At 73.0% G+C, this 26,726-nt stretch carries 25 protein-coding genes and 1 tRNA gene; 12 read left to right on the top strand and 14 right to left on the bottom strand.

The features are described 5' to 3' along the window. Positions 1-155 precede the first annotated feature (155 nt). Positions 156-1,148, bottom strand: a complete 993-nt coding sequence (gene selD / locus ETD83_RS22180; protein WP_230421083.1) for a selenide, water dikinase SelD — start codon at positions 1,146-1,148, stop codon at positions 156-158. Between the two features lie 176 nt (positions 1,149-1,324). On the opposite strand from selD, the gene ETD83_RS22175 reads away from it, so the two are divergent. From ETD83_RS22175 to ETD83_RS22150, 6 genes are all read left to right on the top strand, one after another. Next, positions 1,325-3,166 (top strand): AMP-dependent synthetase/ligase, encoded by a 1,842-nt coding sequence (locus tag ETD83_RS22175; RefSeq protein ID WP_138647061.1) that lies wholly within the window; start codon positions 1,325-1,327, stop codon positions 3,164-3,166. 29 nt (positions 3,167-3,195) lie between these two features. Then, positions 3,196-3,291 (top strand) — tRNA-Sec (locus ETD83_RS22170). Positions 3,292-3,331: 40 nt separating this feature from the next. Further along, entirely contained in the window at positions 3,332-4,144 is an 813-nt protein-coding gene (fdhD, locus tag ETD83_RS22165; RefSeq protein ID WP_138647060.1) for a formate dehydrogenase accessory sulfurtransferase FdhD, read from the top strand. A gap of 105 nt (positions 4,145-4,249) precedes the next feature. After that, on the top strand, positions 4,250-5,068 hold the full coding sequence (locus tag ETD83_RS22160) for a M24 family metallopeptidase (RefSeq protein ID WP_230421082.1): 819 nt from the start codon (positions 4,250-4,252) through the stop codon (positions 5,066-5,068). After that, complete coding sequence (locus tag ETD83_RS22155; protein ID WP_138647059.1) at positions 5,065-6,825, top strand: SDR family oxidoreductase; 1,761 nt, start codon at positions 5,065-5,067, stop codon at positions 6,823-6,825. The genes ETD83_RS22160 and ETD83_RS22155 overlap by 4 nt, the downstream gene beginning before the upstream one ends. A gap of 128 nt (positions 6,826-6,953) precedes the next feature. Beyond that, on the top strand, positions 6,954-7,388 hold the full coding sequence (locus ETD83_RS22150) for a CBS domain-containing protein (RefSeq protein ID WP_138647058.1): 435 nt from the start codon (positions 6,954-6,956) through the stop codon (positions 7,386-7,388). Between the two features lie 42 nt (positions 7,389-7,430). Here the strand turns inward: ETD83_RS22150 and yczR are convergent, their stop codons facing one another. After that, positions 7,431-8,900: a MocR-like transcription factor YczR gene (yczR, locus tag ETD83_RS22145; protein WP_230421081.1), complete on the bottom strand. Its 1,470-nt coding sequence runs from the start codon at positions 8,898-8,900 to the stop codon at positions 7,431-7,433. Positions 8,901-8,994: 94 nt separating this feature from the next. Here yczR and yczE point away from each other — a divergent pair, with 94 nt between their 5' ends. Continuing rightward, a complete protein-coding gene (gene yczE / locus ETD83_RS22140; protein ID WP_138647057.1) occupies positions 8,995-9,615 on the top strand; it encodes a membrane protein YczE in 621 nt (206 codons plus the stop codon). Here the strand turns inward: yczE and ETD83_RS45430 are convergent. From ETD83_RS45430 to ETD83_RS22125, 4 genes are all read right to left on the bottom strand, one after another. Further along, on the bottom strand, positions 9,612-9,746 hold the full coding sequence (locus ETD83_RS45430) for a hypothetical protein (RefSeq protein WP_268920480.1): 135 nt from the start codon (positions 9,744-9,746) through the stop codon (positions 9,612-9,614). The two genes, yczE and ETD83_RS45430, sit on opposite strands and share 4 nt — an antisense overlap. Continuing rightward, positions 9,743-10,633: a hypothetical protein gene (locus ETD83_RS22135; protein WP_138647056.1), complete on the bottom strand. Its 891-nt coding sequence runs from the start codon at positions 10,631-10,633 to the stop codon at positions 9,743-9,745. The genes ETD83_RS45430 and ETD83_RS22135 overlap by 4 nt, the downstream gene beginning before the upstream one ends. Then, entirely contained in the window at positions 10,630-11,793 is a 1,164-nt protein-coding gene (locus tag ETD83_RS22130) for a S66 peptidase family protein (RefSeq protein WP_329602947.1), read from the bottom strand. The genes ETD83_RS22135 and ETD83_RS22130 overlap by 4 nt, the downstream gene beginning before the upstream one ends. A gap of 99 nt (positions 11,794-11,892) precedes the next feature. Further along, positions 11,893-12,669 carry an SIR2 family NAD-dependent protein deacylase gene (locus ETD83_RS22125; RefSeq protein ID WP_138647055.1) on the bottom strand — a complete coding sequence of 259 codons (777 nt, stop codon included), beginning with the start codon at positions 12,667-12,669 and terminating at the stop codon, positions 11,893-11,895. An 84-nt stretch (positions 12,670-12,753) separates the two neighbouring features. On the opposite strand from ETD83_RS22125, the gene ETD83_RS22120 reads away from it, so the two are divergent. Then, entirely contained in the window at positions 12,754-13,728 is a 975-nt protein-coding gene (locus tag ETD83_RS22120; RefSeq protein ID WP_138647054.1) for a sulfotransferase family protein, read from the top strand. 18 nt (positions 13,729-13,746) lie between these two features. On the opposite strand, the gene ETD83_RS22115 is transcribed toward ETD83_RS22120, so the two are convergent. Continuing rightward, on the bottom strand, positions 13,747-15,702 hold the full coding sequence (locus tag ETD83_RS22115; RefSeq protein ID WP_407921510.1) for an ABC transporter ATP-binding protein: 1,956 nt from the start codon (positions 15,700-15,702) through the stop codon (positions 13,747-13,749). Between the two features lie 293 nt (positions 15,703-15,995). Here ETD83_RS22115 and ETD83_RS22110 point away from each other — a divergent pair, with 293 nt between their 5' ends. Further along, positions 15,996-17,939 (top strand): Xaa-Pro dipeptidyl-peptidase, encoded by a 1,944-nt coding sequence (locus ETD83_RS22110; protein WP_230421079.1) that lies wholly within the window; start codon positions 15,996-15,998, stop codon positions 17,937-17,939. Positions 17,940-18,027: 88 nt separating this feature from the next. Here ETD83_RS22110 and ETD83_RS22105 read toward each other — a convergent pair whose 3' ends face one another. The 3 genes from ETD83_RS22105 to ETD83_RS22095 form a co-directional block, all read right to left on the bottom strand. Further along, a complete protein-coding gene (locus tag ETD83_RS22105) occupies positions 18,028-18,849 on the bottom strand; it encodes an enoyl-CoA hydratase/isomerase family protein (RefSeq protein ID WP_138647052.1) in 822 nt (273 codons plus the stop codon). Positions 18,850-18,994: 145 nt separating this feature from the next. Then, the gene (locus tag ETD83_RS22100) at positions 18,995-19,207 is read right to left on the bottom strand and encodes a helix-turn-helix domain-containing protein (RefSeq protein WP_021596738.1); all 213 of its coding nucleotides are present in this window, start codon (positions 19,205-19,207) and stop codon (positions 18,995-18,997) included. Between the two features lie 116 nt (positions 19,208-19,323). Beyond that, positions 19,324-20,922 carry an ABC-F family ATP-binding cassette domain-containing protein gene (locus ETD83_RS22095; RefSeq protein WP_138647051.1) on the bottom strand — a complete coding sequence of 533 codons (1,599 nt, stop codon included), beginning with the start codon at positions 20,920-20,922 and terminating at the stop codon, positions 19,324-19,326. A gap of 294 nt (positions 20,923-21,216) precedes the next feature. Between ETD83_RS22095 and ETD83_RS22090 the strand changes: the two genes are divergently transcribed. Further along, entirely contained in the window at positions 21,217-22,020 is an 804-nt protein-coding gene (locus ETD83_RS22090; protein WP_138647050.1) for a VOC family protein, read from the top strand. Between the two features lie 102 nt (positions 22,021-22,122). On the opposite strand, the gene ETD83_RS22085 is transcribed toward ETD83_RS22090, so the two are convergent. From ETD83_RS22085 to ETD83_RS22075, 3 genes are read right to left on the bottom strand one after another with little or no spacing between them, the layout of a single operon-like run. Beyond that, positions 22,123-22,887, bottom strand: a complete 765-nt coding sequence (locus tag ETD83_RS22085; RefSeq protein ID WP_171064370.1) for an AIM24 family protein — start codon at positions 22,885-22,887, stop codon at positions 22,123-22,125. 2 nt (positions 22,888-22,889) lie between these two features. Continuing rightward, complete coding sequence (locus tag ETD83_RS22080) at positions 22,890-23,543, bottom strand: AIM24 family protein (RefSeq protein WP_138647049.1); 654 nt, start codon at positions 23,541-23,543, stop codon at positions 22,890-22,892. Next, complete coding sequence (locus tag ETD83_RS22075) at positions 23,543-24,181, bottom strand: AIM24 family protein (protein ID WP_230421078.1); 639 nt, start codon at positions 24,179-24,181, stop codon at positions 23,543-23,545. The genes ETD83_RS22080 and ETD83_RS22075 overlap by 1 nt, the downstream gene beginning before the upstream one ends. Positions 24,182-24,334: 153 nt before the next feature. Here ETD83_RS22075 and ETD83_RS22070 point away from each other — a divergent pair, with 153 nt between their 5' ends. Continuing rightward, positions 24,335-24,730, top strand: a complete 396-nt coding sequence (locus tag ETD83_RS22070) for an ABC transporter permease (protein ID WP_138647048.1) — start codon at positions 24,335-24,337, stop codon at positions 24,728-24,730. Positions 24,731-24,928: 198 nt separating this feature from the next. Further along, positions 24,929-26,068, top strand: coding sequence for an EAL domain-containing protein (locus tag ETD83_RS22065; RefSeq protein ID WP_230421077.1), 1,140 nt, complete (start codon positions 24,929-24,931; stop codon positions 26,066-26,068). A gap of 59 nt (positions 26,069-26,127) precedes the next feature. On the opposite strand, the gene ETD83_RS22060 is transcribed toward ETD83_RS22065, so the two are convergent. Next, the coding region (locus tag ETD83_RS22060) for a response regulator (protein WP_138647047.1) at positions 26,128-26,726 on the bottom strand (599 nt) is incomplete at its 5' end.

The following is a 26,726-nucleotide window of genomic DNA, read 5'->3' as shown; positions in this document are numbered from 1 at the left end:
CCCGTCCTCAAGCCCCCGCCCGCCGCCGGCCAAACGACGAGCTCCACTCGGGCCCCGTTTGCCAGGCCACGGCGAAGGCCCGGTCATGGGAGCCCCTACCCGAGTCCAGAACGCCGACACGAAACCCCCCAGAACGGCGGGGCCGGGCGGCGGGGTCAGCGGACGACGAGCGTGCGGCGCCCGCGGGCGACCAGCTCGCCGATGACGGGGGCGCCGGGGATCTCCCCGGCGATCAGCAGGCCCCCGGAGATCTGCGCGTCCGCCAGCAGCAGCCGCTCCTCCTCCGCGATGCGGCGGAACTCGGCGTGCGGCGACACCCAGGACAGGTTGCGCCGCGTCCCACCGGGGACGAACCCGTGCCGCACCGCGGACCTGGCGCCGTCCAGGTACCGGACGGCGGAGGCGTCCACGACGGCCGTGACACCGCTGGCCCGCGCGAGCTTGTAGAGGTGGCCGAGCAGCCCGAACCCGGTGACGTCGGTGGCGCAGGCGATGCCGCGTTCCAACGCGGCGAGTCCCGCCTCGGCGTTCAGCGCCGTCATCGTCTCCACGGCCTCCGGGAACACCTGCCCGGTCGCCTTGTGGCGGGCGTTGAGGACGCCGACGCCGAGCGGCTTGGTCAGCGACAGCGGGACGCCGGGGCGCCCGGCGTCCAGCCGCAGCAGCCGGCCGGGATCGGCGAGTCCGGTCACGGCCATGCCGTACTTCGGCTCGGGGTCGTCGACGCTGTGCCCGCCGGCGATCGCGCAGCCCGCGAGCGCGGCCACGTCCCGCCCGCCGCGCAGCACCTCGCGGGCCAGCTCGGCGGGCAGCAGGTCGCGGGGCCAGCCGAGCAGGTTGAGCGCCATCAGCGGCTCCCCGCCGATCGCGTAGACGTCCGAGAGCGCGTTGGCGGCGGCGATGCGGCCCCAGTCGTAAGCGTCGTCGACGACGGGGGTGGAGAAGTCGGCGGTGGACACCACGGCGCGGCCGCCGTCGATCCGCAGCACGGCCGCGTCGTCGCCGTCCGCTCCCCCGGCGAGGAGCTCCTCGCCGCCGCCGGTGAGGCCGGCCACGACCCGTTCCAGCTCCGCGGGCGGGATCTTGCTCGCGCAGCCGCCGCCGTGCGCGTACTGCGTCAGGCGGGCGACGGGGGCCAGGCGTGTCACGGAAAGATTTAACGCACAACTATCGCAAATGATCAACAAACGGACAGTACGGGTGCGGTCACCGAGGGCGGAGACCCGTGCCCGACCTGCACGGAAATACGGGAAACCCTTGTCCGAACGAGGTCCGGCGTGATGCGATTCCCTCCTGCAAGTCATCACTTACATCAAGGGACGACATGGGGATCCAGGAACAGAGGGCCGACCTCGATCGGGCCGTCGCCGGGCAGACGATCTGCACCAGCCTCGCCGGGACCGCCGGGCGGCACGGCGCGAGGCCCGCCTACTCCGACCGGATCGACGGCGCGTGGACCACCCTCACCTGGGCGGACACGCGGACCCGGGCGCTGGAGACCGCCGCCGGGTTCGCCGCCCTCGGCCTGGAGCCCGGCGACGTCGTCGCGCTGATGATGCCGAACCGCTCCGAGCACGTCCTCGCCGACCTCGGCGCCGTCCACGCGGGCGGCGTCCCCACCACCGTGTACGCGACGCTCGCGCCCGACCAGGTCGCGTTCGTCGCCGGCCACTGCGCCGCGAAGTACGCCGTCCTGGACGGCAAGGACCAGCTCGACCGCTGGCTGCCCGTCCTCGACCGCCTCCCCGCCCTCCGCACGATCATCGTCGTGGACGCCGCCGCCTGCCCGCCCGGCGACCGCTACCTCACCTGGGCCGCCTTCACCGAACTCGGCCGCGCGGAGCTCGCCGCCGACCCCGCCGGGATCGACCGCCGCTGGCAGGCCGTCGAACCGGGCGACACCGTCACGCTGCTGTACACCTCCGGCACGACCGGGGACCCGAAGGGCGTCCTGATCACGCACTCGATGGCGCTGCACGAGGCGGAGCTGCTGCAGCGCACCTCGGTCCACACCGAGCACCCGTCCGGGATCTCATACCTGCCGTTCGCGCACATCGCGGACCGCGTCCTCAGCTACTACCTGCCCGTCCGGCTCGCCGCCCACGTCCACTTCTGCCCGGACCCCACCCAGCTCGCCGGCATCCTCGGTGAGGTGCGGCCGCACTCGTTCTTCGGCGTCCCGCGCGTCTGGGAGAAGATCATGGCGGGCATCCAGGCCGTGCTCGCCGCCGAGCAGGACGAAACCAAGAAGCAGGCCGTCAACGCCGCCCTCGACGCCGGCCGCGCCTACGTGACGAGCCAGGAGCACGGCAACACCACCACGCCCGAGATCACCGCCGCGTTCGAGGCCGCCGACGCGGCGGTCCTCACGCCCATGCGCGCCCTCCTCGGGCTGGACCGCGTCCTGCACGCGTCCAGCGCCGCCGCCCCGCTGCCCGCCGAGGTCGCCCGCTTCTTCGCCGGGCTCGGCATGAAGATCTTCGATGCCTACGGGATGACCGAGACCACCGGCGCGATCACCGCCAACCTCTCCGACCGCTTCAAGCTCGGCACCGTCGGCCGCCCCCTCGACGGCGTCGAGCTGCGGCTCGCCGACGACGGCGAGATCCTCGTCCGCGGCGCGACGTGCACGCCCGGCTACCTGGACCGCCCGGACGCCACCGCCGACCTCATCGACCCCGACGGCTGGATCCGCACCGGCGACGTCGGCCGCCTCGACACCGACGGCTTCCTCACCGTCGTGGACCGCAAGAAGGAGCTGATCATCACCGCCGGCGGCGAGAACGTCGCCCCGTCCCTCATCGAGAACCGCCTCAAGGAGCATCCGCTCATCGGCCAGGCCCTCGCCTACGGCGACCGCCGCCCCCACGTCGTCGCGCTCATCACCCTCGACGGCGAGGTCGCCCCCGTCTGGGCCGCCGCCCACGGCGTCGGCACCACCGACCTCGCCGCCCTGGCCGAGCACCCGGCCGTCCTGGACGAGGTCGCCAGGGCCGTCGAGGACGCCAACGCCCGCCTGGCCCGCGTTCAGCAGGTCAAGAGGTGGCGGCTGCTGCCCGCCGAGTGGACCGCCGAGAGCGAGGAGCTCACCCCGACCCTCAAGCTGAAGCGCCGCGTCGTCCACACCAAGTACGCCTCCGCCCTCGACGACCTCTACACCGGTTGAGATCATCCGCACCGGTTAAGATCACCGGCGGAGGCGTCTGAGCGCCTGGTGGCCTCCCCGGCCTTCAAAGCCGACGGTCCCGAGGACCTCGGGACGGCGGGTTCGATTCCCGCACGCCTCCGCCACTGCGCCACCTGCGGGGATTTCCCGGGTACGGTGACCGTTATGGGGCGGATCACCGTGCGCAGGCCCGTGCTGCGGCTGAGCACGTCCGGGACGCGGGGGCGCAGGCCCGACACGCTCGCCGTGGAGGAGCCGCTGGAGATCCGCGTCGCGGGCAAGCCGCTGACGATCACGATGCGGACGCCGGGGCACGACTTCGATCTCGTCGCCGGGTTCCTCGCCGCGGAGGGCGTGATCGCGGGCGCGGGCGATCTGGCGACGATGCGGTACTGCGCCGACACCGAGGAGCAGAACACGCTGGACGTGGTCCTCGCCCCTGGCGTCACGCCGCCGGACGACTCGATGACCAGGGCGTTCACGACGACGAGCGCGTGCGGGGTGTGCGGCAAGTCGAGCATCGAGGCGCTGCGCGCCGACCGGCCGTACGAGGTGGCGGACGATCCGCTGCGGCTCACGCCGGGCCTGCTGGCGGAACTGCCGGGACGGCTGCGGAAGGCGCAGCGGGTGTTCGACCGGACGGGCGGCCTGCATGCGGCCGGGCTGTTCGACGCGGACGGGGGGCTGCTCGCCCTTCGCGAGGACGTCGGGCGGCACAACGCGGTCGACAAGGTGGTCGGCTGGGCGCTGCGCCAAGGGCGGCTGCCGCTCACCGGGACGGTGCTGATGGTGAGCGGACGCGCGTCGTTCGAGCTGACGCAGAAGGCGATGACGGCCGGCGTGCCGGTGCTGGCGGCGGTGTCGGCGCCGTCGTCGCTGGCGGTGGATCTGGCCGAGGACGCCGGCATGACGCTCGTCGGGTTCCTGCGCGGCGAGACCATGAACGTCTACACGGGAGCCGAGCGCATCGTCCTGTGAGGGGCCGGGCCCTCCCAGGTGGTGAGGCTCACGTCCGCGCCTCTTGACCGGACGGGCGTTCGGCGATTTATTAACTCTGTGTCCAATAATGTGGCGCTCGCTCGCGTGCACGACACGGCGGAGCTCGAGCGGTTCCGTGACGTCCAGCGCCTGTGCTACCGGTGCGCCGACGAGGTCGCCGGCACGCTCGAACCGGGCGTGACGGAGCGGGAGGTGTGCCGGCGGATGCGGCGGTGGCTGCGCGAGCGCGGCGTGGACGACTGGCTGCACACGCCGTTCGCCTGGTTCGGCGACCGGACGGCGTTCCGCGGCTTCAAGGTGCCGACGCAGTTCCTCCCCAGCGGGACGCGGCTGGAGGAGGGGATGCCCTACATCCTCGACATGGCCCCGGTGAAGGACGGCTACTCCGCCGACATCGGGTACGGCGGCGTCCTCGGCGAGAACCGGATCTGGGAGCGCCTGGACGCCGACCTCGCCGCCTACCGGAGGCTCATCCTCGACCTCGTCCGCGAGCGGCGCACGTTCGCCGCGATCTACGCGGAGGTGGACGCCCTGATCGACCGGCAGGGATATCAGAACCGGCACCGCAAGTACCCCGGACGGGTCATCGGCCACCAGGTCGGGATCATCGGCGGGTTCCTCCCCAAGCGCGTCGGGTTCCCGTTCGGTGTGCGGTTCCTCCAGACCATCGGCCGCGAGCTGGTCAAGGAGCGGCTCGAAGGGCGCTCCCCGCTCTGGAACGGGGCGGCGCAGTCGCAGCACCCGCCGACGCCCGGCCTGTGGGCGGTGGAGCCGCACATCGGGTTCCGCGGCGTCGGCGTGAAGTTCGAGGAGATCCTCGTGGTCACCGAGGACGACGCGTACTGGCTCGACGACGACCTGCCCCACGTGCACCGGTGGGCGCGGCGGGAGCAGGCCCGATGACGGCCGTCACCTCGCGGCGCGTCCGCGGCGACGGCGTCGATCTGGCCGTCTACGAGCAGGGCGACCGGTCGCGGCCGACCGTGCTGCTCGTCCACGGCTACCCCGACACGCACGCCGTCTGGGACGAGGTCGCCGGACGGCTCGCCGGGCGGTTCCACGTCGTCCGGTACGACCTGCGCGGGGCGGGGGCGTCGTCCAGGCCGTCCGGGCGTAGGCACTACGCGTTCGAGCACCTGATGGCCGACATGCGGGCCGTGCTGGACGCCGTCGTCCCCGGCCGCGCCGTGCATCTGGCCGGCCACGACTGGGGCTCGATCCAGGCGTGGGAGGCCGTCTGCACGATGCCGGAGCGCTTCGCGTCCTTCACCTCGATCTCCGGGCCGTGCCTGGACCACGTCGCGCACTGGACGCGGCGGACGCTGGCCCGTCCGACGCCGTCCAACCTGAAGCGGGCGGCGGGGCAGGCCGTCCGGTCCTGGTACATCTACTTCTTCCAGACGCCGGTGCTGCCGGAGCTGCTGTGGCGGGCCGGGATGTCCAGGCCGTTCGCGCGGGCGCTCAAGGTCGGTGAGGGCGTCGCGGCGCGGGAGGGCCATCCGGCGCGGACGATGGGGCGCGACGGGGCGTCCGGCGTCGGCCTGTACCGGGCGAACATGGCGCGGCGGCTGTCCCGCCCGCGCGACCGGCGCACGGACGTGCCGACGCAGATCATCGTCCCCACCAGGGACGTGTTCGTCTCACCGCACCTGGTCGGCGGCCTGGCCGGGCGCGTCCCGAACCTGTCGCTGCGGCCGATCGCCGCCGGGCACTGGGTGCCGCGCAGCCATCCGGACGCCGTCGCCCGCTGGCTCGCCGAGCACATCGCCGGTGTCGAGGGCGGCCCCCTCACGGCCGCCGAGTCGCGCGGCCTGCGGCGGGCCAAGGTCGGGCCGGGCAGGCGTCCGTTCGACGGGTCGCTCGTGGTCGTGACCGGCGCGGGCAGCGGGATCGGCCGGGCCACCGCCCTGGCGTTCGCCGAACGCGGCGCCGAGGTCGTCGCCGCCGATCTCGACCTGGCCACCGCCCAGCGCACCGCGGAACTCGCCGGTCTGCTGGGCCCGGAGGGTCACGCCTTCAAAGTGGACGTGTCCGACCCCACCGCGATGGAGGACTTCGCCAAGTCCGTCCTGCACGACCACGGGGTGCCGGACGTCGTCGTCAACAACGCCGGGATCGGCATGGCCGGATCGTTCTTCGACCACACCGACGACGACTGGCGGAAGGTCCTGGACGTCAACCTGTGGGGCGTCATCCACGGGTCGCGGCTCTTCGCAGCGCAGATGGTGGAGCGCGGGCAGGGCGGCCACATCGTGAACACGTCGTCGGCCGCGGCGTTCACGCCGTCCCGGGCGCTGCCCGCCTACGCGACGAGCAAGGCCGCCGTGCTGATGCTGTCGGAGTGCCTGCGCGCCGAGGTGAAGGGCAAGGGCATCGGGGTCAGCGCCGTCTGCCCGGGCATCGTCAACACCAATATCACCCGGACGTCCCGTTTCGTCGGCCAGGACGGCGACGAGGAGGCGCGCAGCCAGGAGCGAGTGGCGCGGGCCTATGCGCGGCGGAATTTCGGCCCGGACGGCGTGGCGGAGGAGATCGTCGCGGCCGTCCGGCGTGACCGGGCCGTCGTCCCGGTCACGCTGGAGGCCCGCCTTGGCTACGCGGCGTCGCGGGCGGCACCGGGCCTCATGCGCCTCCTGGCGCGGCTCGACGTCGGCCGGTGAACGGTTTACCCGCGCGGGGTTTCCCCAAGGGCCGGAACATGCGACCTTGGCAAGACAGGCCCAGCGGCCCGGCCCCGCCCCCGGCGGCCGGCCACGCACGGGCCCGGAACGGCACCGGAGCGTGAGGCATGCGGATTCGCGACATCCTGCGGAGGAAGGGAGACGCGGTGGCCACGGTTCGTCCCGAGGCCACCGTGCGGCAGTTGCTCGCCGTCCTGGCGGAGCACAACATCGGGGCGGTGGTGGTCTCGCCGGACGGCGCGTCCATCGCCGGGATCGTGTCCGAACGAGACGTGGTACGGCGGATGCACGAGCGCGGCGCGATGCTGCTCGACCGTCCCGTCTCCGACATCATGACCGCGGAGGTCCGCAGCTGCGGCCCCGCCGACAAGGTCGAGGACCTGCGCCGCACCATGACCGAGCACCGCTTCCGGCACGTGCCCGTCGTCGAGGACGGGCGGCTCGCCGGGATCGTCAGCATCGGCGACGTGGTCAAGAGCGCCATCGACGAGCTGGAAAGCGAACGCGAGCACCTGGTCGGCTACATCCAGAACGTCCCGTAGCCGAGCGCGGCGGGTCGCCGGACGGACCGTCCGGCGGCCCGCTCACACGTACGCGGGCAACTGGCGCGCCGCCGGGGCCGCCTCGACCTCGCGGAAGGCCAGGGCGAGCCGTTCGACGGCCGGGCGCAGCGTGTCCGGCGGCAGGACGTACGGCAGCCGGACGTAGTCCTCCAGGACGCCGTCCACGCCGAACACCGGGCCGCCGACGACCCGGACGCCGAGCCGCTCGGCCGCCTCGGCCAGCCGCGTCGCGACCGGCGCGCCGATCCGCGCCCACAGCGACATGCCGCCCGCGGGGAGCATGAAGTCCCAGCCGGGCAGCAGCTCGCGCAGCGCCGCGGCGAGCGCGTCCCGGCCGCGCAGCAGGCTCTCCGCGCGCTCGGCCCGGACCTCCTCCACCCGCAGCAGCAGCTCCCGGACGATCAGCTGGTCGATCACGGGGCTCGCCATGTCGAACGGCTCGCGGGCGATGGTCAGGCGGCGGGCCAGCGGCGCCGTGGTGCGGATCCAGCCGATGCGCAGCCCGCCCCACAGCAGCTTGGACGCCGACCCGATGGTGACGACCCGGCCGCCGGAGTCGTAGGCGGCGAGCGGCGGCTCGCGCGGCGCGCCGAGGTCGAGGGCGAGGTCGGCGAAGGTCTCGTCGGTGACGAGGAACGCGTCGGCGCGGCGTCCGGCGTCGACGAGCGCGGCCCGTTCGGCGGCGGGCATCAGGTGCCCGGTCGGGTTCTGGAAGTCGGGGATCGTGTAGGCCATCCGGACGGCGGCCTGCCGCATGGCGCCCGCGATCAGCTCGACGTCCCAGCCCTCGTTGACGCCGACCGGGACGAGCCGGGCCCCGCGGGCGCGGAGCGCGCCGAGCGCGTGCGGGTAGGTCGGGCGCTCCACCATGACCGCGTCGCCGGGCTCGACGAGGACCTGCGCCAGCAGCGTGAACGCGTGCTGCGCGCCGGTGGTCACGACGATCTGGTCGGGACGGGTCGGGACGCCGCGCGTCGCGTAGCCGTCGGCGATGACCTGCCGCAGGCCCGCCAGCCCCGCGGGCTCGTATCCGGGGCCCGAGCTGTAGCGGGGCAGCTCGTCGACGGCGGCGGCGACGGCCTCGCCGAAGATCGCCGGGGCGCCGGGGGTGGCGCAGCCGAGGTCGACGAACGACGGGTCGTCGGGCACGGGATGGGCCTTGCCGAACCGGCCGTGGTGCGCCGCCGAGACGTGCGGCTCGGCCGACGACATCCGGACCGGGGGCAGGGCCGTCCAGCTGCCCGCGCCCTGCCGGCTCTCGACGTAGCCCTCGTCGCGGAGCCGGTCGTAGGCGGCGGTGACGGTGGTGCGGCTGACGCCGAGCGCGGCGGCGAGGTCGCGTTCGGCAGGGAGCCGGGTGCGCAGGGCGAGGCGCCCGTCCAGGACGAGGCCGCGCACCGACCGGGCGAGCGCCGCGTAGACGGGCCGCTCCCCCGAGACGTCGCCCAGCAGCCGGGCCAGGTGCGGGCCGCTCACATACCGTGTGCTCACACAAGCCACTTTCCCATATTGGCCCTATAAGTACCAGTCCACTCTCCGGCAAAGTGGGCCGAGACGATGCCACCGATGGGTTTGGAGCGCGACAATGGCCTTGATGGTGCGCCGGTTGGTGCAGCTGTACGTCGGATTGGCCTTGTACGGGCTGGGGATCGCCCTGCAGGTGTCGTCCGGCCTCGGGAACGACCCGTGGGACGTCTTCCACCAGGGCCTGTCCCGGCGCTTCGGCCTGTCGATCGGCGTCTGGATCATCCTCGTGGGAGCGCTGGTCATGCTCGCGTGGATCCCGCTGCGGCAGCGGCCCGGCATCGGGACGATCAGCAACGTCGTCCTCGTCGGCGCCTTCGCGGACCTGTTCCTCTGGCTGCTGCCCGAGCCCGGCGCGCTCACCGCCCGCTGGGCCTTCCTGGTCACCGCCGTGCTGGTGGGCGGGTTCGCGACCGGCTGCTACATCGGCGCGGGCGTAGGCCCAGGCCCGCGCGACGGCCTGATGACCGGGCTCGCCGCGCGCGGCCGGTCCATCCGCGTGGTGCGGACGGCGATCGAGCTGAGCGTGCTCGCCGCGGGCTGGCTCCTCGGCGGCACCGTGGGGATCGGAACGCTCCTGTACGCGGTGGCGATCGGCCCGCTGACGCACGTGTTCCTGCCCGCCCTCACGATCAAGCGGCCCGCCCCGGAGCCGGACCCGGAACCCGCCCGCGCCGCCTAGCGCGCGAACGGGCGGACGGCCTGCTCGCCGAGCGGGGGCGCGGGCCGCACGGCGTCCTCGATCAGCTCGCCGGTGCCGGTGGTGGCGGCGTTCAGCGGGGCGGGCGCGACGGCGGCCCGCGGGCCGCTCAACGTTCGGCGGCAAGCGTGGCCAGAACGGTGGAGAACTCTTGGGGCAGGACCAGCGTCTCGCCCTCGTAGCGGGTCTCGAGGTAGGTCATCTCACCGGCGCGCCACCAGTACAGGTGCGGGCTGAGCGAGCCCGGCCCCTCCTCGTAGGCGCGGTGGGCCTGCGCCTGCAGTTCCGTGGCGGCGGCCACGGCCGTGTCGTAGCGGGCCCTCGCGTGGCCTTCGGCGAGGCGGAGCGGGTGGGTGACGATGAGGCTGCGGTTGGGGGCGATGACCAGCGCGCCGTGCGGGCCGATCGGCAGGTACTCCTCCAGCCACGCCAGGTGGGTCGCGACGTAGAACGTCCAGCCGTGCAGGACGGAGACGCGGACGCCGCCGAGGTCCTGCTCGTCGACCTGGAGCGGTCCGTCGCCGCGGACGTTCGCGCGGCCGAGCATGAACAGCGCGTCGCCGGAGACCGGCCAGCCGTTCATCTCCTCCTTGCTGAGCGTCCGGACGGACGTCGGCGTGTCGACGACCACGACCTCGATCAGGCCCGGCGCGAACGGGCGGGCGGCCAGCCCGCCGTTGTCGGCCTCGTCCGGGTAGATGCGGGTGCGCAGCAGATGCTGGGCGAGGTCGAAGTCGCTGAGGTCGAGGGGCTCCTCCATCGAGGTGACGATGGTGGTGACGTAGTCGGAGACGACGGCGGGCCAGTCCGTGCGGGGCACGAGGCGGGCGAGCTGCCGCACGTCCCGCATGTTGACGGGCAGGCGCGTCGGGCCCTCCAGCATCATGATCTCGCCGGGGGCGCGGCGGCAGCTGTAGCCGAGGCTCTCGGCGACGAGCACGAGCAGCGAGTCGAGGGTGCCGTCGTCCCACGGATGGGGACGTGCGTGGCGGCCGCTCATCGCGCACCTCCTGGGGGCGCTACAAGGGTGAGCGCGCCGGCGTCCGGCACGGCGGGGTCCGGACCTGTATCGGGAACTGGGGGGTCGAGCACTTTCGTGTCGAGCACTGTCGTGTCGAGCATGGTGGTGTCGAGCACGGCGGGAGCACCGAGCTCCAGCGTACGCTGCCGCGGGCCGTGGCCCGCCGGAACGCCCGCGAGAACGGGGACGCCGAGCGGCCCGAGCCGCGCGGCGAACACCGAGTCGAGCTCGGCGGGGTCGCCGCAGTCGCGCCAGGAGCCGAGCGCGATCCCGGCGGCGCCGTCGAACCACCCCGCCTGGAGGAGCTGGACGAGCATCCGGTCGATCCGGTAGGGCGCCTCGGTGACGTCCTCAAGGAAGACGATGCGGCCCGCGGCGGGCGGCGGCGCGTACGGGGTGCCGAGCAGGGCGGTGAGGAGCGACAGGGTGCCGCCGGTGAGGGGGCCCTCCGCGCGCCCAGGCCGCAGCGCGTGCGTGCCGGGCAGGGCGACGGGGCCGCCGAACAGGGCGGCGCGGAGGCCGTCGAGCGATTCGTCGGGCATGCCCCTCGATACGGCCGGGGCGAGGTCGGCGATCATTCCGGCGGGCATGGGGCCGAAGGACGTGGTGATGCCGAGGCGCGTCCCGAAGGCGGCGTGCAGGGCGGTGACGTCGCTGGCGCCGTGCAGGATCTTCGGCCCGCGGCCGGACGCGGCGGACGCCTCCGCCGCGGCGCCGAGGGCGTCCCAGTCGAGCAGGTCGAGGACGCGGGTGGCGCCGTAGCCGCCCCGCGCGCAGATCACCGCGCGGACGCGGGGGTCGCACCAGGCGTCCTGGAGGTCGGCGGCCCGGTCGGCGTCGCTCCCGGCCAGCCGGTGCCAACCGTCTCGGAGCGGTCCAGAATGACCCAGGTTGACAGGGTCGAGGGCGTGCTTGCCGACCACCGCGTCAAGGCCGAGGTCGTGGAGGACGGCGCAGCCGGCCTCGAGGCGGGCGGGCTCGGCGGGACCGCTGGGCGCGATCACGGCGACCCGGTCACCGGGCCGCAATCGCCCGTACCTGAGGGCCTCCCGGGACCGCGCCGGGCCGCCCCGCAGGCCGGCGCCGGGCGCGTCGGACGGCTCCTCGGCCGCCTCCGCGCGGGCGCCCCCGCTGTTCAACCCGATCCCTCCTCGCACCGCGACGGATAGAGCTTGTCAGGATCCGGACGCCAGCGGAAGAGCTGACCGGTCACGACCCCCCAACAGATCATCTCCCGGTCATCCCCCCGTACCGAGTGCGATTCGGACGAGGCGCGGGAGCGTCTCGCCGACCGGCCGCCGCAGCACCGCGTCGGCCAGTTCATCGTACGGCGTCTCCTCCGCGTTGATGATCACCAGCCGGGCGCCGTGGTCGGCGGCCTCCAGGCACAGCCCGGCGGCGGGCTGGACGGTCAGCGACGTGCCGGCGGCCAGGAACAGGTCGCAGGACCGGGCCGCGGTGATCGCCGCGTCGAGGACGTCCTGGTCGAGCGCCTGGCCGAAGGAGATCGTCGCGGACTTCTGGACGCCGCCGCACTCGGCGCAGGGCGGATCGTCCTCGCCGGCGTCGACGCGGGCGAGGATCTCGGGCATCGGGGTGCGCAGGTCGCAGGACAGGCAGACGACCTCGCGCATCGTGCCATGGATCTCGATGACCTTGCCGTCGGACGAACCGGCGCGCTGGTGCAGCCCGTCGATGTTCTGGGTGATCAGCGCGCGGAGCCGGCCGGCCCGCTCCAGCTCGACGAGGGCGGCGTGGGCGGCGTTGGGCTCGGCGTCCCAGACCGGGCTGTCGCGCCGGGAGCGCCAGGCGCGGCGGCGCACCTCCTGGACGGCGACATAGGCGTCGATCGTGGACATCGCCTCCGCCGACGGGTCCTTCGTCCAGACGCCCCGGGGGCCGCGGAAGTCGGGGATGCCGCTGTCGGTGGAGATTCCGGCGCCGGTCAGCACCGTGATCGCCGCGGCGCCGGGGAGGAACTCGGCGAGCGTCTGGGGAGCGTCCACCCGCAACATGTTAGGCCCCGAACGGATATCCGCCGAGCTCACGGAGCGTCACGGACGGAGCGGTCTTCAAAAGGTGACAAACTTGGCCCTGGTATGAGGTCGACGCCGCACATCCTGGTGGTCAACGGCACCAAGGTCCGCCGCCCGGTGTTCATCCTGGGCGCTCCGCACTCCGGTGCGGAGCTGCTGGCGCGTGCGGTCAAACGCTCCCCCGGCTTCCATCTGACCACCGGCCGTCACGGTGTGCTGCGCGTCACTTACGCGTTCGCGCGGCAGCCGTCGATCGCGACCGAGCGCGAGAAGGGCGCGGCGCGGGTGCTGCGGGACGCCTGCGCCGAGGCGTGGCTGGTGTCGGCCCGGGCCTGCGCGCAGTGCCCGGACGAGTGCCGCGAGCTGGCCGGGCTCCCGCCGCGGCGGCCGGACCGCGCCGAACACGCCGGCCCACCCGCCGCCGGCCCGGCGGAGCCGTGCGTGGAGCCGTCCGGGATCGTCCGGTTCGCCGACGCGTCGCCCGACCTGATCTACAGCGCCGACGTGCTCCTGGACGCCTTCCCCGACGCGCAGCTCGTCCAGCTCATCCGGGACGGCCGCGACGCGGTCGCCGACATGCTGGCCGACGAGCGCTGCCTGGCCTGGTTCAAGCCGGGCCTCGCCAACCTCGACACGGTGTTCCCGAACCCGTTCTTCGGCGTCGAGGACCACACCGAGCGGAGCCGGTGGCCGCGCGCCGCGCTCGCCGTCAAGTGCGCGCTGCGCTGGCGGGGCTCGGTGCGGCTCAGCGCGCGGCTGCGGCAGCAGGTGCCGGAGGAGCAGCTGTTCACCGTCCGCTACGAGGAGCTGGTGGCCAAGCCGCGCCGCGTCGGCACGGCCCTGTCGGAGTACCTGGACGCGCCGATCTCCAGGACGGCCCTGTCCGGCCTGGTCCGCGCCGGGGAGGTCCGCGCCGAGGCGGGGGCCGGGGTCGGGTCGTGGCGGGAGCGGCTGACGCCGCGGCAGCTCGCCCAGGTCGAGAAGATCGCCGGGACGGAGCTGCGGCGGCTCGGCTACCGCCTCGGCTCAGACCTCTGAGCGGTCACCCCGCGCCGTTCATTCGGCGCCGAGCGGCTCGGTCTGGCGTTCCTCGTCGCGCTGGTGGGAGAACTGCGTGCGGTACAGCTCGGCGTACAGGCCGCCCTGGAGCAGCAGCTCCTCGTGGCGCCCGCGCTCGGCGACCCGGCCGCCGTCGATCACCAGGATCTGGTCGGCCTCCCGGATCGTCGACAGCCGGTGCGCGATCACCAGCGACGTCCGCCCGGCGAGGGCCGTCCGCAGGGCCCGCTGGACGGCCGCCTCGGACTCGGAGTCCAGGTGCGCGGTCGCCTCGTCCAGGACGACCACCGACGGCGCCTTGAGCAGGAGCCGCGCGATGGCGAGCCGCTGCTTCTCCCCGCCCGACAGCCGGTAGCCGCGGTCGCCGACGACGGTGTCCAGGCCCTCGGACATCGCGGCGACCAGCCCGCCGATCTGCGCGGCGTCCAGCGCGGCGAGGATCTCCGCGTCGGAGGCGTCCGGGCGGGCGTAGCGCATGTTCTCGCGGATGGTGTCGTGGAACAGGTGCGCGTCCTGGCTGACCACGCCGATCTCGGCGCGCAGCGATTCGAGGGTGACGTCGCGGACGTCCACGCCCCCGATCCGGACCGCGCCCTCGGACACGTCGTACAGCCGCGACACCAGGTGCGTGATCGTCGACTTGCCGGCGCCGGACGGCCCGACGAGCGCGACGAGCCGTCCGGGCGCGGCGGTGAAGTCGACGTCGTGCAGGACCTCGCGGCCGGGGGCGGTGTCGGTGCGCGCGATCGACTCCAGCGACGCCAGCGACACCTCGTCCGCCGACGGGTAGGCGAACCGGACGTGGTCGAACTCGATCGACGGCGCCTGCGGAGCCTTCGTCAGAGACGGGACCTTTTCGTCGGACGCGCGGCGGGCCTTGTCGAGCGGGCGGGCGCCCTCGCGGTCGCGGATCAGCGGCTTGAGGTCCAGGACCTCGAAAACGCGGTCGAAGCTGACGAGCGCGGTCATGACGTCCACGTGGACGTTCGACAGCGCGGTGAGCGGCCCGTACATGCGGGTCAGCAGGGTGGCGAGGGCGACGAGCGTGCCGATCTCGAAGGTGCCGTCCACGACCAGGGCGCCGCCGACGCCGTAGACCATCGCGGTGGCGAGGGCCGCGACGAGCGTCAGCGCGGTGAAGAACACCCGGCCGTACATGGCCGCGATGATCCCGACGTCGCGGACGCGCGCGGCGCGCCCGCGGAAGTTCTCCTCCTCCTCGGAGGGGCGCCCGTACAACTTGGCCAGCATCGCGCCCGCGACGTTGAACCGCTCGGTCATCAGCGAGCCCATCTCGGCGTCCAGCACCATCTGCTCGCGGCTGACGCGCTGCAGGCGCTTGCCGACCCACTTGGCCGGCAGGATGAAGATCGGGAGCAGCAGCAGCGCGATCAGCGTGACCTGCCACGACAGGATCATCATGGTGACCAGCACCATGGCCAGGCTGAGCACGTTCGACACCACCGAGGACAGGGTGGTGGTGATCGCGCGCTGCGCGCCGATGACGTCGTTGTTGAGGCGGCTGACGAGCGATCCCGTCTGGGCGCGCATGAAGAACGCGACGGGCTGCCGCTGGACGTGCGCGAAGACCTGGCTGCGCAGGTCGTAGATGAGCCCTTCGCCGATGCGCGCCGAGTACCAGCGCTGCGCGAGGCCGAGCACGGCCTCCACCAGCGCGAGCCCGGCGACGGCGACCGCGAGCCAGATCACCAGGTCCTGCCGTCCCGGCAGGATGCCGCGGTCGATGATGCCCTTGAGCAGCAGCGGGTTGGCGACGACGATCAGCGCGGCCAGCGAGTTCAGGGTGAGGAACAGCACCAGCTCGCGGACGTAGGGCCGGGCGTAGCTCGCGATCCGCCCGACGGTGCCGGGCTTGAGCTTCTGCTGGGTGACGGAGCCGTCCCTGCGGAACGAGGCCATCACCTGCCATCCGTTGCCCGGCATTCCCGGCATTCCCATCAAGCGCCTCCGAGGTCCGCCCGTACGCGATCACGCCAGTGTGATCAAACCGTGCGATCAAGCATGTGTAATCAAGTAAGCATCGCAGCGTCCGGTGGCACAACGCGCCTCCGGACGGGCGCCTTCCCGCGTCCGCTGACGGCGTAACCGCCGGGCGCCCCGGGCGGCGCGACCACGCCCCGGTGACTCCCCGGCGGCGGCCGGAAGCGGGCAGCTTATGGACTTCACCGGCACTCTGCGGGTTAATGATCATTACGATTTCTGGCTCACACCCCCCAGGAGCCCCTGTGAACCATCGCCTCCCGCGCGGCGGCGCCGGCGTGATCACCTTCACGGCCGCAGTGCTCGCCCTCACCGCGCTCCCAGCGGGGGCGGCCGGACCCACGAGGTCCGCGTCGCCCGGATCCGCTCCAGCGGCGAAGATCTCGGTGCACAACGGCGAGACCCGGCCGATCTATTCCCGCGCCGACGCCGTCACCCAGACCGTGGACATCGAGACCACCGTCGACAGCGACCGCGACGGCGTCCGCGACCGGGTCCGGATGCGGATCATGCGCCCGAAGGAGACCGACACGGCCGGGCTCAAGGTCCCGACGATCCTGGAGGCCAGCCCGTACTGGGCCGGCACCCATGACGTCCCGATGCATCCGGTCGACATCGACGACGCGCGCAAGCGGGGCCTCGCCGCCCCGTTCCGCGGCCTCGCCGAGATCTTCCCCGGCTACTACGACAACTACTTCCTGCCCCGCGGCTACGCCATCGCGAACCTGGACAGCATCGGGACCGGCGGCTCGACCGGGTGCCCGACGTCCGGCGACCGCGACGAGCAGGCGGGCGCGAAGGCCGCGGTGGACTGGCTGAACGGCCGCGCCCGCGGCTGGGCGCCGGACGGCTCCCCCGCCAAGGCGTCCTGGTCCACCGGCAACGTCGGCATGATCGGCCAGTCCTACAACGGGACGCTGCCGAACATGGCCGCCGCCACCGGCGTCGAGGGCCTGAAGGCCATCGTCCCGATCGCCGGCATCTCCAGCTGGTACGACTACTACCGCGCGGGCGGCGGCGTGGTCGCGCCCTACACCTTCCAGGGCGAGGACCTGGACATCCTGGCCAAGGTGGTGCTGACCCGCAAGAACCCCGAGGTCTGCGCGAAGGTCATCGAGGACATCGCGGCGACGCAGGACCGCGAGACCGGCGACTACGGCAAGGTCTGGGCGCAGCGCGACTACGTCGGCCAGGCGCGGAAGGTGCGCGCGGCCGTCATGGTCGTGCACGGGCTCAACGACTGGAACGTCAAGGTCAAGAACTCCGTGCAGTGGTGGAACGCCCTGAAGCAAGCCGGGGTGCCGCGCAAGCTGTGGCTGCACCAGGCCAACCACGCGACGCCGTTCCGCTGGCGCGTCGAGGAGTGGCTGCGGCAGACGCACCACTGGTTCGACCGCTACCTGTACGGCATCCAGAACGGCATCGAACGCGAGCCGCGGGTGGACGTCGAGCACCCGGACGGCACGTGGGAGACGGCCCGGGACTGGCCCGTGCCCGGCACCCGTACCGTCCCGCTCAGTCTGAACGCCGCGCCTTCGGGGCCGTCCGGGCAGCCGGGCACCCTCGGCCTCTGGCCGCGGCCCGGCGGGACGCAGTCGTTCGTCGACGCGGGCAAGACCCGCACGGCCGAGCAGCTCCTCGTCAACGAGGACCAGGCGGACCCGAACCGGCTCGCCTACCTGACGGGGGCGCTGCCGAAGCCCGTCCGGGTGAACGGCATCCCGTCGCTGTCGGTGCAGGCCGCGCTCGACGGGCGGTCGCCGTACCTGACGGCGCTGCTGGTCGACTACGGCACCGACACGCGTCCGACGGGCGCGCGGGTCAACACCAGTGAGCAGGTCTGCTTCGGGCAGAGCGTCGAAGGCGACGTCGGCTGCACGATCCGGCAGACGCTGAGGACGGAGACGGCCCCGTACAAGGTCATCACGCGCGGATGGCTGGACGTGCGGAACCGGCACAGCTTCAGCCGTACCGAGCCGATCAAGCCCGGCAAGACCTACACGTTCCGGTGGGACCTCGAGCCCACCGACTACGTCGTGAAGGCCGGCCACCGGCTCGGCGTGATCCTGCTGTCCACCGACTACGACTACACGCTGCGCTACCCGGCCGGCACCGAGGTCGGCGTGCGGCCGGGCGTCAGCAAGATCCTGCTTCCGCTCGCGCGCGGCGGACGCGAGTCGCTCCAGTAACCACGGACGCGGCACGGCCTGAAACGAGCCGGCGGGCCGGGGCAGGACTCCCCGGCCCGCCGGTTCATTCGCGTCCAGGGGTCTCCGGTCAGCTGGCGGAGAGGGCGCGGAGGCGGCCGATCTGCTCGCGGCGCTCGGCGGCGCTCTGCGCTTCGAGGGTGTTGCCCGCGGCCTGCCACAGCAGCCGCTTCGTCGCGGCGGCGGCGCCCGCGTCGACGGCGAGCAGCGCGTCCACCAGGTCGCGGACGGCGCCGTCCAGGCCGTCGCGCGGGACGAGGGTCTCGGCGAGCCCGATCCGGGCGGCCTCGTCGGCGGGCACGGTCCGGGCGGTGAGGCACAGCTCCAGGGCGCGTCCGATGCCGGCGATCTCCACCAGCGGCTTGGTGCCGGTCAGGTCGGGGACGAGCCCGAGCGCGGGCTCCTTCATGCAGAACGCCGCGTCGTCGGCGATCACGCGGATGTCGCAGGACAGCGCGAGCTGGAACCCGGCGCCGATGGCGTGGCCGTGGACGGCCGCGACCGTGACGATGCCGGGACGCCGGAGCCAGGTGTAGCCCTCCTGCAGCTCGGCGATGAAGCGGTCCGCGGCCTCGGCGTCGGAGCCGTCGGGGAGGCCGCCGCCGTCCCCGGAGAACATGCCGAGGTCGATGCCCGCGGAGAAGGACGGGCCGGCGCCCCGCACGACGACGACGCGCACCTCCGCGGGCAGGGAGCGCCCGATCGCGGCGAGCCCGCGCCATGTCGCGAAGGTCATGGCGTTCCGCCGCTCGGGCCTGTTCAGTGTGACGGTGGCGACGGCTCCGTCCACGTCCAGGAGGAGCCCCGCCTCGTCGAGACCGGGCACCGCCGGGCCGGTTGCGGGCGGGTTCCCGACCGTTTCCGGTCGGCCGTTCGTGCTCGCGTCCCCCATGCGTCGTTCCTCTCGATGAGCGTACGGGGCCCGCCCCGCCGTCCACGGGGCGGGCCCGGAAACCCGTCCGCCGCCGCGACCGAACCTTACTCGGTAGGCCGCGGCGACGGGTCGGGCCGTGCGCTCATCCGGGGGCGTTGTCCGGTCAGGACTTCTTGCCCCGGGTCGCGCCGCCGCGACCGCGCAGGTTGACGCCGGACTCGGTCAGAATCCGGTGGATGAAACCGTAGGAGCGGCCGGTGGCGGCTGCCAGGGCGCGGATGCTCTCGCCGGAGTCGTACCTCTTCTTCAGGTCCGCCGCCAGCTTGTCGCGCTCGGCACCGGTCACGCGGGTGCCCTTCTTGAGGGTCTCGGCCACGAGTACCTCCCGTAGTGATGTGGTGACCGCTGCGTTATCCCCCGCCATGATCAGTCATTCCCGGCTGTTCGGCTACCCACTCGGCCAGAAAAGATCTGTGGAAGTCACCCCGCAGGTCACGCGAGCGCCACCAGATCGGCAAAGTCGTCACTCCAGATGTCTTCCACCCCATCCGGCAGCAAAATCACTCTTTCCGGCGCGAGCGCCTCCACCGCGCCCTCGTCGTGGGTGACCAGGACGATGGCGCCGGCGAACGTCCGCAGGGCCCCGAGGATCTCCGCGCGGCTGGCCGGGTCGAGGTTGTTGGTGGGCTCGTCGAGCAGCAGGACGTTCGCGCTGGACACCACCAGCATCGCCAGCGCCAGCCGGGTCTTCTCGCCGCCGGACAGGACGCCCGCCGGCTTGTCGACGTCGTCGCCGGAGAACAGGAACGAGCCGAGGATCTTGCGGACCTCGACGGGCGCCATGCCGGGCGCGGCCGACTGCATGTTCGCAAGGACGGACCGTTCGACGTCCAGGGTCTCGTGCTCCTGGGCGTAGTAGCCGACCCGCAGGCCGTGGCCGGCGACCACCATCCCGGTGTCGGGCTCGTCGACGCCCGCCAGCAGGCGCAGCAGGGTCGTCTTGCCGGCGCCGTTCAGGCCGAGGACGACGACGCGGCTGCCCCGGTCGACGGCCAGGTCCACGTCGGTGAATATCTCCAAAGATCCGTACGATTTCGACAAACCCTCCGCGGTGAGCGGAGTCCGGCCGCACGGGGCCGGGTCCGGGAAGCGGATCTTGGCGACCTTGTCGGCCTGCCGCTCCCCCTCCACGCCCGCGAGCAGCCGCCTGGCGCGCCGGTCCATCTGCTGGGCCGCCTTGGCCTTGGTGGCCTTGGCGCGCATCTTGTCGGCCTGCGACAGCAGCGCTGACGCCTGCCGGTGCGCGTTGGCCGACTCGCGCTTGCGGCGCCGCTCGTCGGTCTCGCGCTGGTCGAGGTACTTCTTCCAGCCGACGTTGTAGATGTCGATCACGCAGCGGTTGGCGTCGAGGTGGAACACGCGGTTGACGACCGAGTCCAGCAGCTCCACATCGTGGCTGATCACGACGAGGCCGCCCTGGTGCGACTTCAGGAAGTCGCGGAGCCAGACGACCGAGTCGGCGTCCAGGTGGTTGGTGGGCTCGTCCAGCAGGAGGGTGTCGGCGCCGGAGAACAGGATGCGCGCCAGCTCCACGCGGCGCCGCTGGCCGCCCGAGAGCGTCCCGAGCGGCTGGGTCATCACCCGGTCCGGCAGGCCGAGGCTGGAGGCGATCGACGCCGCCTCCGCCTCCGCGGCGTACCCGCCGAGGACGTGCAGCCGCTCCTCCAGCCGCCCGTACCGGCGGACGGCCTTGTCGCGGTCGGCGCCCGTCGCGGCCGCCATCGCGTCCTCGGCGGCGCGGAGCTCGCGGATCACCTCGTCCAGGCCGCGGGCGGACAGGATGCGGTCGCGGGCCAGCTCGCCGAGGTCGACGTCGCGGGGGTCCTGCGGCAGGTAGCCGACGGTGCCGGACGAGGTCACCGCGCCCTGCGCGGGCAGCGCGTCCCCGGCCAGCACCTTGGTGAGGGTGGTCTTGCCGGCGCCGTTGCGCCCGACGAACCCGACCCGGTCGCCGGGGTTCACGCGGAACGTGGCGGCCTCGATCAGCAGCCGGGACCCGGCGCGCAGCTCGATGTCTTTCGCGATGATCACAGTGACAGGGCTCCCCTGACGGACGGCTCGGTGGACAGGCACGAAGAAGCGCGCCTCTCGGTCGGCGTTGCGACCGGGGCGCGCTCGGCGCGGGCCTGTCAGTTCGGGAGCGGAACCATCAACCCAGTGTACGTGACGGCGAGCCGCCTCCCGCCCCGCCGGACGGGTACCGGGCCCATACCGATCCGGTGCGGGCGATGTGTGAACGGCGCGGGTAGGGCCAGGATGAGGACACGGGCGTGCGACGGAGACCACAGGGGACCAGCGGTCCCAGCACGAAGGAGTGTGAGACGAATGACCCATGTCACGAGCAACCCACCTGAGGGCACACCGAACTGGATCGACATCGGCGTCCCCGACCTCGACCGGGCCAAGACCTTCTACGGGACCCTGCTCGGCTGGGAGTTCCAGGACACGGGCCCGGAGGGCGGGCATTACAACATGTGCATGCTGCGCGGGGAGCCTGTCGCGGGGATGATGCAGAACCCCGACGACCAGCCCCCGCAGTACTGGTGGAACGTCTACTTCGCCACCGACGACTGCGACGGCGCCATCAAGCGCGCCACGGACGCGGGCGGCGAGGTCGTCGTCCCGCCCATGGACGTGATGGACCAGGGCCGCATGACCATCGTCAAGGACCCGGCGGGCGCCCAGTTCGGCCTGTGGCAGGGCCAGGCCCACCCGGGCTCGCGGATCGTGAACGACGCGGGGTCGTTCACCTGGAACGACCTCTTCGTCCCCGGCGACGCCGGGCCCGCACGCGAGTTCTACAAGGCCCTGTTCGGCCACCAGGTCGAGCCGATGCCGGACGCCGAGGGCCTGGACTACACCACCATCGCCCGCCCGGACGGGCGCTTCATGGGCGGCGTCCTCGGCGGGGAGGGCCTCGTCGTCGGCGGCGGCACGGACCCGGTCGCGTCGTGGCTCACCTACTTCGCGGTCGACGACGCCGACGAGGCGGTCCGGCAGGTCCGCGCCGGCGGCGGCACGGTCGACGAGGAGCCGGCCGACACCCCGTACGGGCGCATCGCCACCGTCCGCGACCCGTTCGGCGTGCCGTTCCGCGTGATGAAGCCCGCACCGGACCCGGAGTCGTGACCCGCGCGTGCGAGTGAGAGGCCGCGGGGCCCGGACGCCGTCCGGGCCCCGCGGTCGCTCGCGCCCCTGCCGACCTCGCGGCCCTGCCGGCCCGCGCTCCGGTCAGCCGCGCTCGGCGGACAGGCGCTGGGTGATGGTGCGCTGGAGTCGCTGAAGCCCGTTCGTGCCGACCAGCCCGATCTGGCCTTCGAGGTCGCGCAGCAGGACGTCCTCGTTCATCACGACCTCGGACGACTGCATCATCACCGTGCCCTGCCCGGTGAAGTCGAACTGGTGCTCCTCGCCGGACTGCCCGCCGATCCCGAACACCATCCGGGCGGCGCCGAACGCCCCGCGCATGTACGAGTGGTCGTAGTGGTGGCAGGGGGACGGGCAGTCGGCCCAGCCGAGCAGCGCCTGCGGGTCGACCCTGATCGGCGGCTCGACGAAGTGGACGGGCCCGTTGGAGGCCGCCACGAAGCGTCCCGTGCCGATCAGCGTCAGGAACCCGGGGATGATCGACTGCTTGAGCTCCAGGCCCGGCTCGAACGCGAGGAGGTTCCCGGCCCGGACGGTGAGGTTCCCGTTGTCCAGGTCGAAGGAGTTGACGTCGAACCCGCGGTCGGCGAGGACGAGCTTCCCCTGCCCCTGCGCGACGATCCAGTCCTGCGCGTACAGCGGCGAGTTGAAGGTGTGCGCGACGAGGGAGTCGAGCGGCCCCGCCGACAGCGCCTCGAACCTGATCTGCCCGTAGTAGGCGATCATCTTGCCCTTCTGCGCGAACCACTGCCCGTTGAGGTCGACGCTGAAGGCGTACGGGTTGACGTTGTCGTTGGACGGGAGCGTCACCGGGTTCCAGGTCTGCGTGTGCGTGCCGTAGGTGCTCACGGTCAGATCTTCCTCTCGCTGGCCTGGACGTAGACGACGCCGAGGCCGCTCAGTTCGAGCTGGAACGCCTCGCCGGAGCCGCGTCCGACCAGGTCGCGCAGCCCCACCGCCGTGGTGAGCTTGTTCTGCACCTGGCCGCGGTGCGCGACGTACGCCTGCGGGTCGACGTGCACGGGCCGCTGCTGGCTGATCGGCAGCTCCATCACGCCGCCGTGCGACAGCACCGCGCACGAGCCGTGGCCCGTGAGCGTCGAGGTGAACAGGCCCTGCCCGGTGACCGCGCCGCGGACGATGCCGCGCACGCCGCCCTGCTCGCCCATGAACATCGTCCCGACCTGCAGGGACGCGTCGTGCGCCAGCAGCCGGTCGGCCTCCACGTAGAGGGTGTCGGCGCCTTGCAGGTCGATGACGGTGACGTGCAGCCCGCCGTGCCCGAACAGGACGCTGCCCTGCCCGGTGACGTGCATCATCGCGCTGCGCTCGCCGGCGACGGCGCGTCCGATGGTGCCGCCGATGCCCTGCCCGGCGGTCGCGCTCGGCGCGAACGACACCGGCCCGGTGTAGGCGAGCATCGCGCCGCGCTTGCTGTAGACCTCCTGGCCCGGCCCGATGGGCACCTGGAGCATCTTGGAGTTGATCGACTGGTATCCGGGCATCAGATCTCCAAGATTCCGCCGCGTTCGGACGGCTGGACGTACACCAGGCCGTGCCCCTGGTACCGGAACTGCACGCTCTCCCCCGAACCCTGGCCGATCACCGTCCGCCAGTTGACGTCGGTGACCACGTCCTGCTGGAGCTGCCCGTGGTGGCAGACGTAGGCGTGCGGATCGACGCACAGCGGCGACTGCGGCGTCACCTCCAGCACGATCGCGGTGCCCTCGGACAGGATCGCGACCGTCCCGTGCCCCTCCACCTTGGTGGTGGCGAGCCCCTGCCCCGTGCCCATGCCCCGCAGCCCGACGAAGTGGACGCCGGTCTGCAGGTTCCCGTCGAGCGCGAGGAGGCTCTCCGACTCGACGAACAGGGTGTCGCCGGTCAGCGGGACGAGGGTCACCTCCGTCGCCTCGCTCGCCAGGTACACCGTCCCCTGCCCGCTGATCTCCATGAGGGTCATGCCCTCACCGGCGATCCTGCGTTTCAGCGCGCCCCGCAGCCCCTCGCCGCCCGATATGCCCTGGCGTTTGAACGACATCTGGCCCTCGTAGGCGACCATGGAGCCGTTCAGCGCCCTGATGGTCTCGCCGCCGAGGTCGACGGCGAGCATCTTGGAGCCGTTCATTCGAAATTGCGCCACGAAGCGAGAAGATACAGCTGTTCCGGGGGGGTGGGGGTGGTCCCCACAGGAGATTCAGCCGTTCCCGGGGGTGTGGGGGGGTCGTCCCCCACAATTGGCCAGCCCGGCGCGTTGACGGTCCGCCGCGCACGCGGATCGGGAAGGATGAGCACCATGTGGATCGCTCCCGAACGCCGCAGTCTCGGCAGGTGGGCCGTGCCCGGGCTCGTCCTGGGCGCCGGTGTGGTGGTCGGGGCCGTGCTGGCCGCCGACGGGCGGTCGGGGACGGCCCTCGTCGCGCTCGCCGCGCTGGCCGGCTACGCCGCCTACCTCGCCTACCGGCGCAACGAGCCGGCGCTGCCGATCAGCGATGGCTTCGGCTCCGGCACCCGCGCCCGCGCGCATCTGCGGGCCGCGGCGATGACCGGAGACGTGCTGACCGTCGCGGTGGTCGGCGGGCTGACCGTCCAGGCGCTGCGCGGCGCCGACATCACCGCGTACGTCTGGCTCGCCGCCGTCGCCGGCGTGACCTATCTGCTGTCGGCGTTCGCCGGCGGCCGCGGCCTCTGAACCGCACCCGGCCTCTGAACCGCGCACGGCTCGCTGGACCCCGCGCGACGTACCGAACCCCGCTCTGCCACCGAACCAGTGACGGCCGCTGACCGAGCGTGGCCCCAGAGCCGTCAATGCCCTCTGAACTGCGAATGTTGGGTTAACTTCGGCTGACACATCTAGTTTCGTCGCGAAGTGAAGCGACATGATGCGGATGTGTCAGCAGTCGATGCACTTGACGCCCTCCTACCCGCCCGGGCGGTGTTCCATCCGGTCGTCGACCTCGGCACCGGAACCGTCGTCGCGGTGGAGGCGCACACCCCGCCGGCCGGCGTGTCCGGCCCCATGCGGCCCGATCCGGCGGCCGAGGACGTGCGGCGCGCGGTCGAGGCCGCCCGCGCCGGCACCGGACTCGGCACGCCGCTGCCGCTGCAGATCGGCCTGCGCACCGAGACCCTGGCCCGCGGCGACGACCTGCTCGCCGAGCTGCACCGCGGGCTCAGCGACACCGGACGCCGCCCGCAGGAGATCATCATCTGCGTGTCCGGCGGGTTCCCGCCCGCCGCGCGCCCACCCGTCACCGCCGCGCTGTCGGCGCTGCGCCGGACCGGCTACCTCGTCGGCCACGCCGGTCTCGGCGCCGCCCACGCGCCGCTGGACCTGCTCGTGGACGGCGCGTCCTACCTGCTGAAACTCGATCCCGAGCTGGCGCGCAGGTCGGTGTCGGAGCCGCGCCGCGCGGCGCTGGTGGGAAGCCTGGTCGAGCTGGCGCACCGCCTGGAGACGCACGTCCTGGCGCCGCACATGGCGACCCGCGAGCAGGTGCTGCACATGCGCGACGCGGGGGTACGGCTCGTCCAGGGGCCCGCGCTGGCGCCGCCGGAGTGGCGGCCGGGGATGCCGATCCACATCCCGGTCGCGGCCGCCGAGGAGTCCGCCCGGCCGGATCCGGGGCTGGGGCTCGGGCCGCGGGTCTCGGAGTTCACCCTCCCGGCCGTGACGCTGCCGCACACGGCGACCGCGGGCGAGGTCCTCAACGCGCTGAACGCCGAGACAGGCATCACCAGCGTCGTCCTGGTCGACGACCGGCAGCGGCCCCGCTGCACGGTGGACCGGACGCGTTTCCTGCTCCGCCTGTCCGGCGCGTACGGCCACGCGCTGCACGCCCGCCGTCCCGCCGCGCGGCTCGCCGACCCGCCCCGCCCCGTCCCGCGCACCGTCCCGGCGGTCGCGGCGCTGCGGGCCGCGGGCCAGGAGAGCGAGCGCGTCTACGACGACCTGGTCGTGGTGGACGAGGTCGGACGCTGCCTCGGCATCGTCCGCGTCGCCGACCTGATCCGCAGCCTGTCGAGCTGAACCCCGCCTCGGAGCGCCGGCCCCGGAGCGTCCGGCGCGCTGAGATCGTCGCTGGCGGGTCAGACCGCCCCGGGTGATCCTTTATGCGGATCGGGCCCGGAACGCCCGGTTGCGGCCGCCTCCTGGGCGAGGATGGCCGCCTGGACGCGGCTGGCCAGCCCGAGCTTGCCGAGAATGCGGCTGACGTGCGTCTTGGTGGTCGTCTCCGCCATGTCCAGCCGGGCCGCGATCTGACCGTTCGAGAGGCCCTCCCCCAGGCACGCGAACACCTCCCGCTCCCGCGGCGTCAGCTCCGCGAGCCCCGGCGCGGACGCCACCGCCGCCGGGCGGGCGGCGAAGGCGCCGATCAGCCGCCGGGTGACCTTCGGCGCGATGATCCCCTCGCCCGCCGCGACCGTCCGCACCGCCTCCACCAGCTTGTCGGCGTCGACGTCCTTGAGCAGGAACCCGGCCGCGCCCGCCCGCAGCGCGCCGAACACGTACTCGTCCATGTCGAACGTGGTCAGCACCAGCACGTCCGCGATGCCCGCGATCTCCCGGGTGGCGCCGATGCCGTCCAGCCTGGGCATGCGGACGTCCATCAGCACCACGTCCGGCCGCAGCTCCCGGGCCAGCTCCACCGCCCGCACCCCGTCGGCCGCCTCGCCCACCACCCGGA

The sequence above is a fragment of the Actinomadura soli genome (genome assembly GCF_005889715.1).
In the GTDB taxonomy this organism is placed as follows: domain Bacteria; phylum Actinomycetota; class Actinomycetes; order Streptosporangiales; family Streptosporangiaceae; genus Spirillospora; species Spirillospora soli.
Note: the sequence above shows the minus strand (reverse complement) of the source record. Positions and strands in the feature narration are given on the sequence as shown.

Bases quoted from the DNA above. Each gene is read 5' to 3' on its own strand.
- ETD83_RS22080 (WP_138647049.1), bottom strand. From the start codon at position 23,543: ATGCCCGGATACCAGTCGATCAACTCCAAGATGCTCCAGGTGCCCATC.
- ETD83_RS22155 (WP_138647059.1), top strand. From the start codon at position 5,065: ATGACGGCCGTCACCTCGCGGCGCGTCCGCGGCGACGGCGTCGATCTG.
- ETD83_RS22150 (WP_138647058.1), top strand. From the start codon at position 6,954: ATGCGGATTCGCGACATCCTGCGGAGGAAGGGAGACGCGGTGGCCACG.
- ETD83_RS22135 (WP_138647056.1), bottom strand. From the start codon at position 10,633: ATGAGCGGCCGCCACGCACGTCCCCATCCGTGGGACGACGGCACCCTC.
- ETD83_RS22090 (WP_138647050.1), top strand. From the start codon at position 21,217: ATGACCCATGTCACGAGCAACCCACCTGAGGGCACACCGAACTGGATC.
- ETD83_RS22175 (WP_138647061.1), top strand. From the start codon at position 1,325: ATGGGGATCCAGGAACAGAGGGCCGACCTCGATCGGGCCGTCGCCGGG.
- ETD83_RS22115 (WP_407921510.1), bottom strand. From the start codon at position 15,702: ATGCCGGGAATGCCGGGCAACGGATGGCAGGTGATGGCCTCGTTCCGC.
- ETD83_RS22105 (WP_138647052.1), bottom strand. From the start codon at position 18,849: ATGGGGGACGCGAGCACGAACGGCCGACCGGAAACGGTCGGGAACCCG.
- ETD83_RS22120 (WP_138647054.1), top strand. From the start codon at position 12,754: ATGAGGTCGACGCCGCACATCCTGGTGGTCAACGGCACCAAGGTCCGC.
- fdhD (WP_138647060.1), top strand. From the start codon at position 3,332: ATGGGGCGGATCACCGTGCGCAGGCCCGTGCTGCGGCTGAGCACGTCC.
- ETD83_RS22070 (WP_138647048.1), top strand. From the start codon at position 24,335: ATGTGGATCGCTCCCGAACGCCGCAGTCTCGGCAGGTGGGCCGTGCCC.
- yczE (WP_138647057.1), top strand. From the start codon at position 8,995: ATGGCCTTGATGGTGCGCCGGTTGGTGCAGCTGTACGTCGGATTGGCC.
- ETD83_RS22125 (WP_138647055.1), bottom strand. From the start codon at position 12,669: ATGTTGCGGGTGGACGCTCCCCAGACGCTCGCCGAGTTCCTCCCCGGC.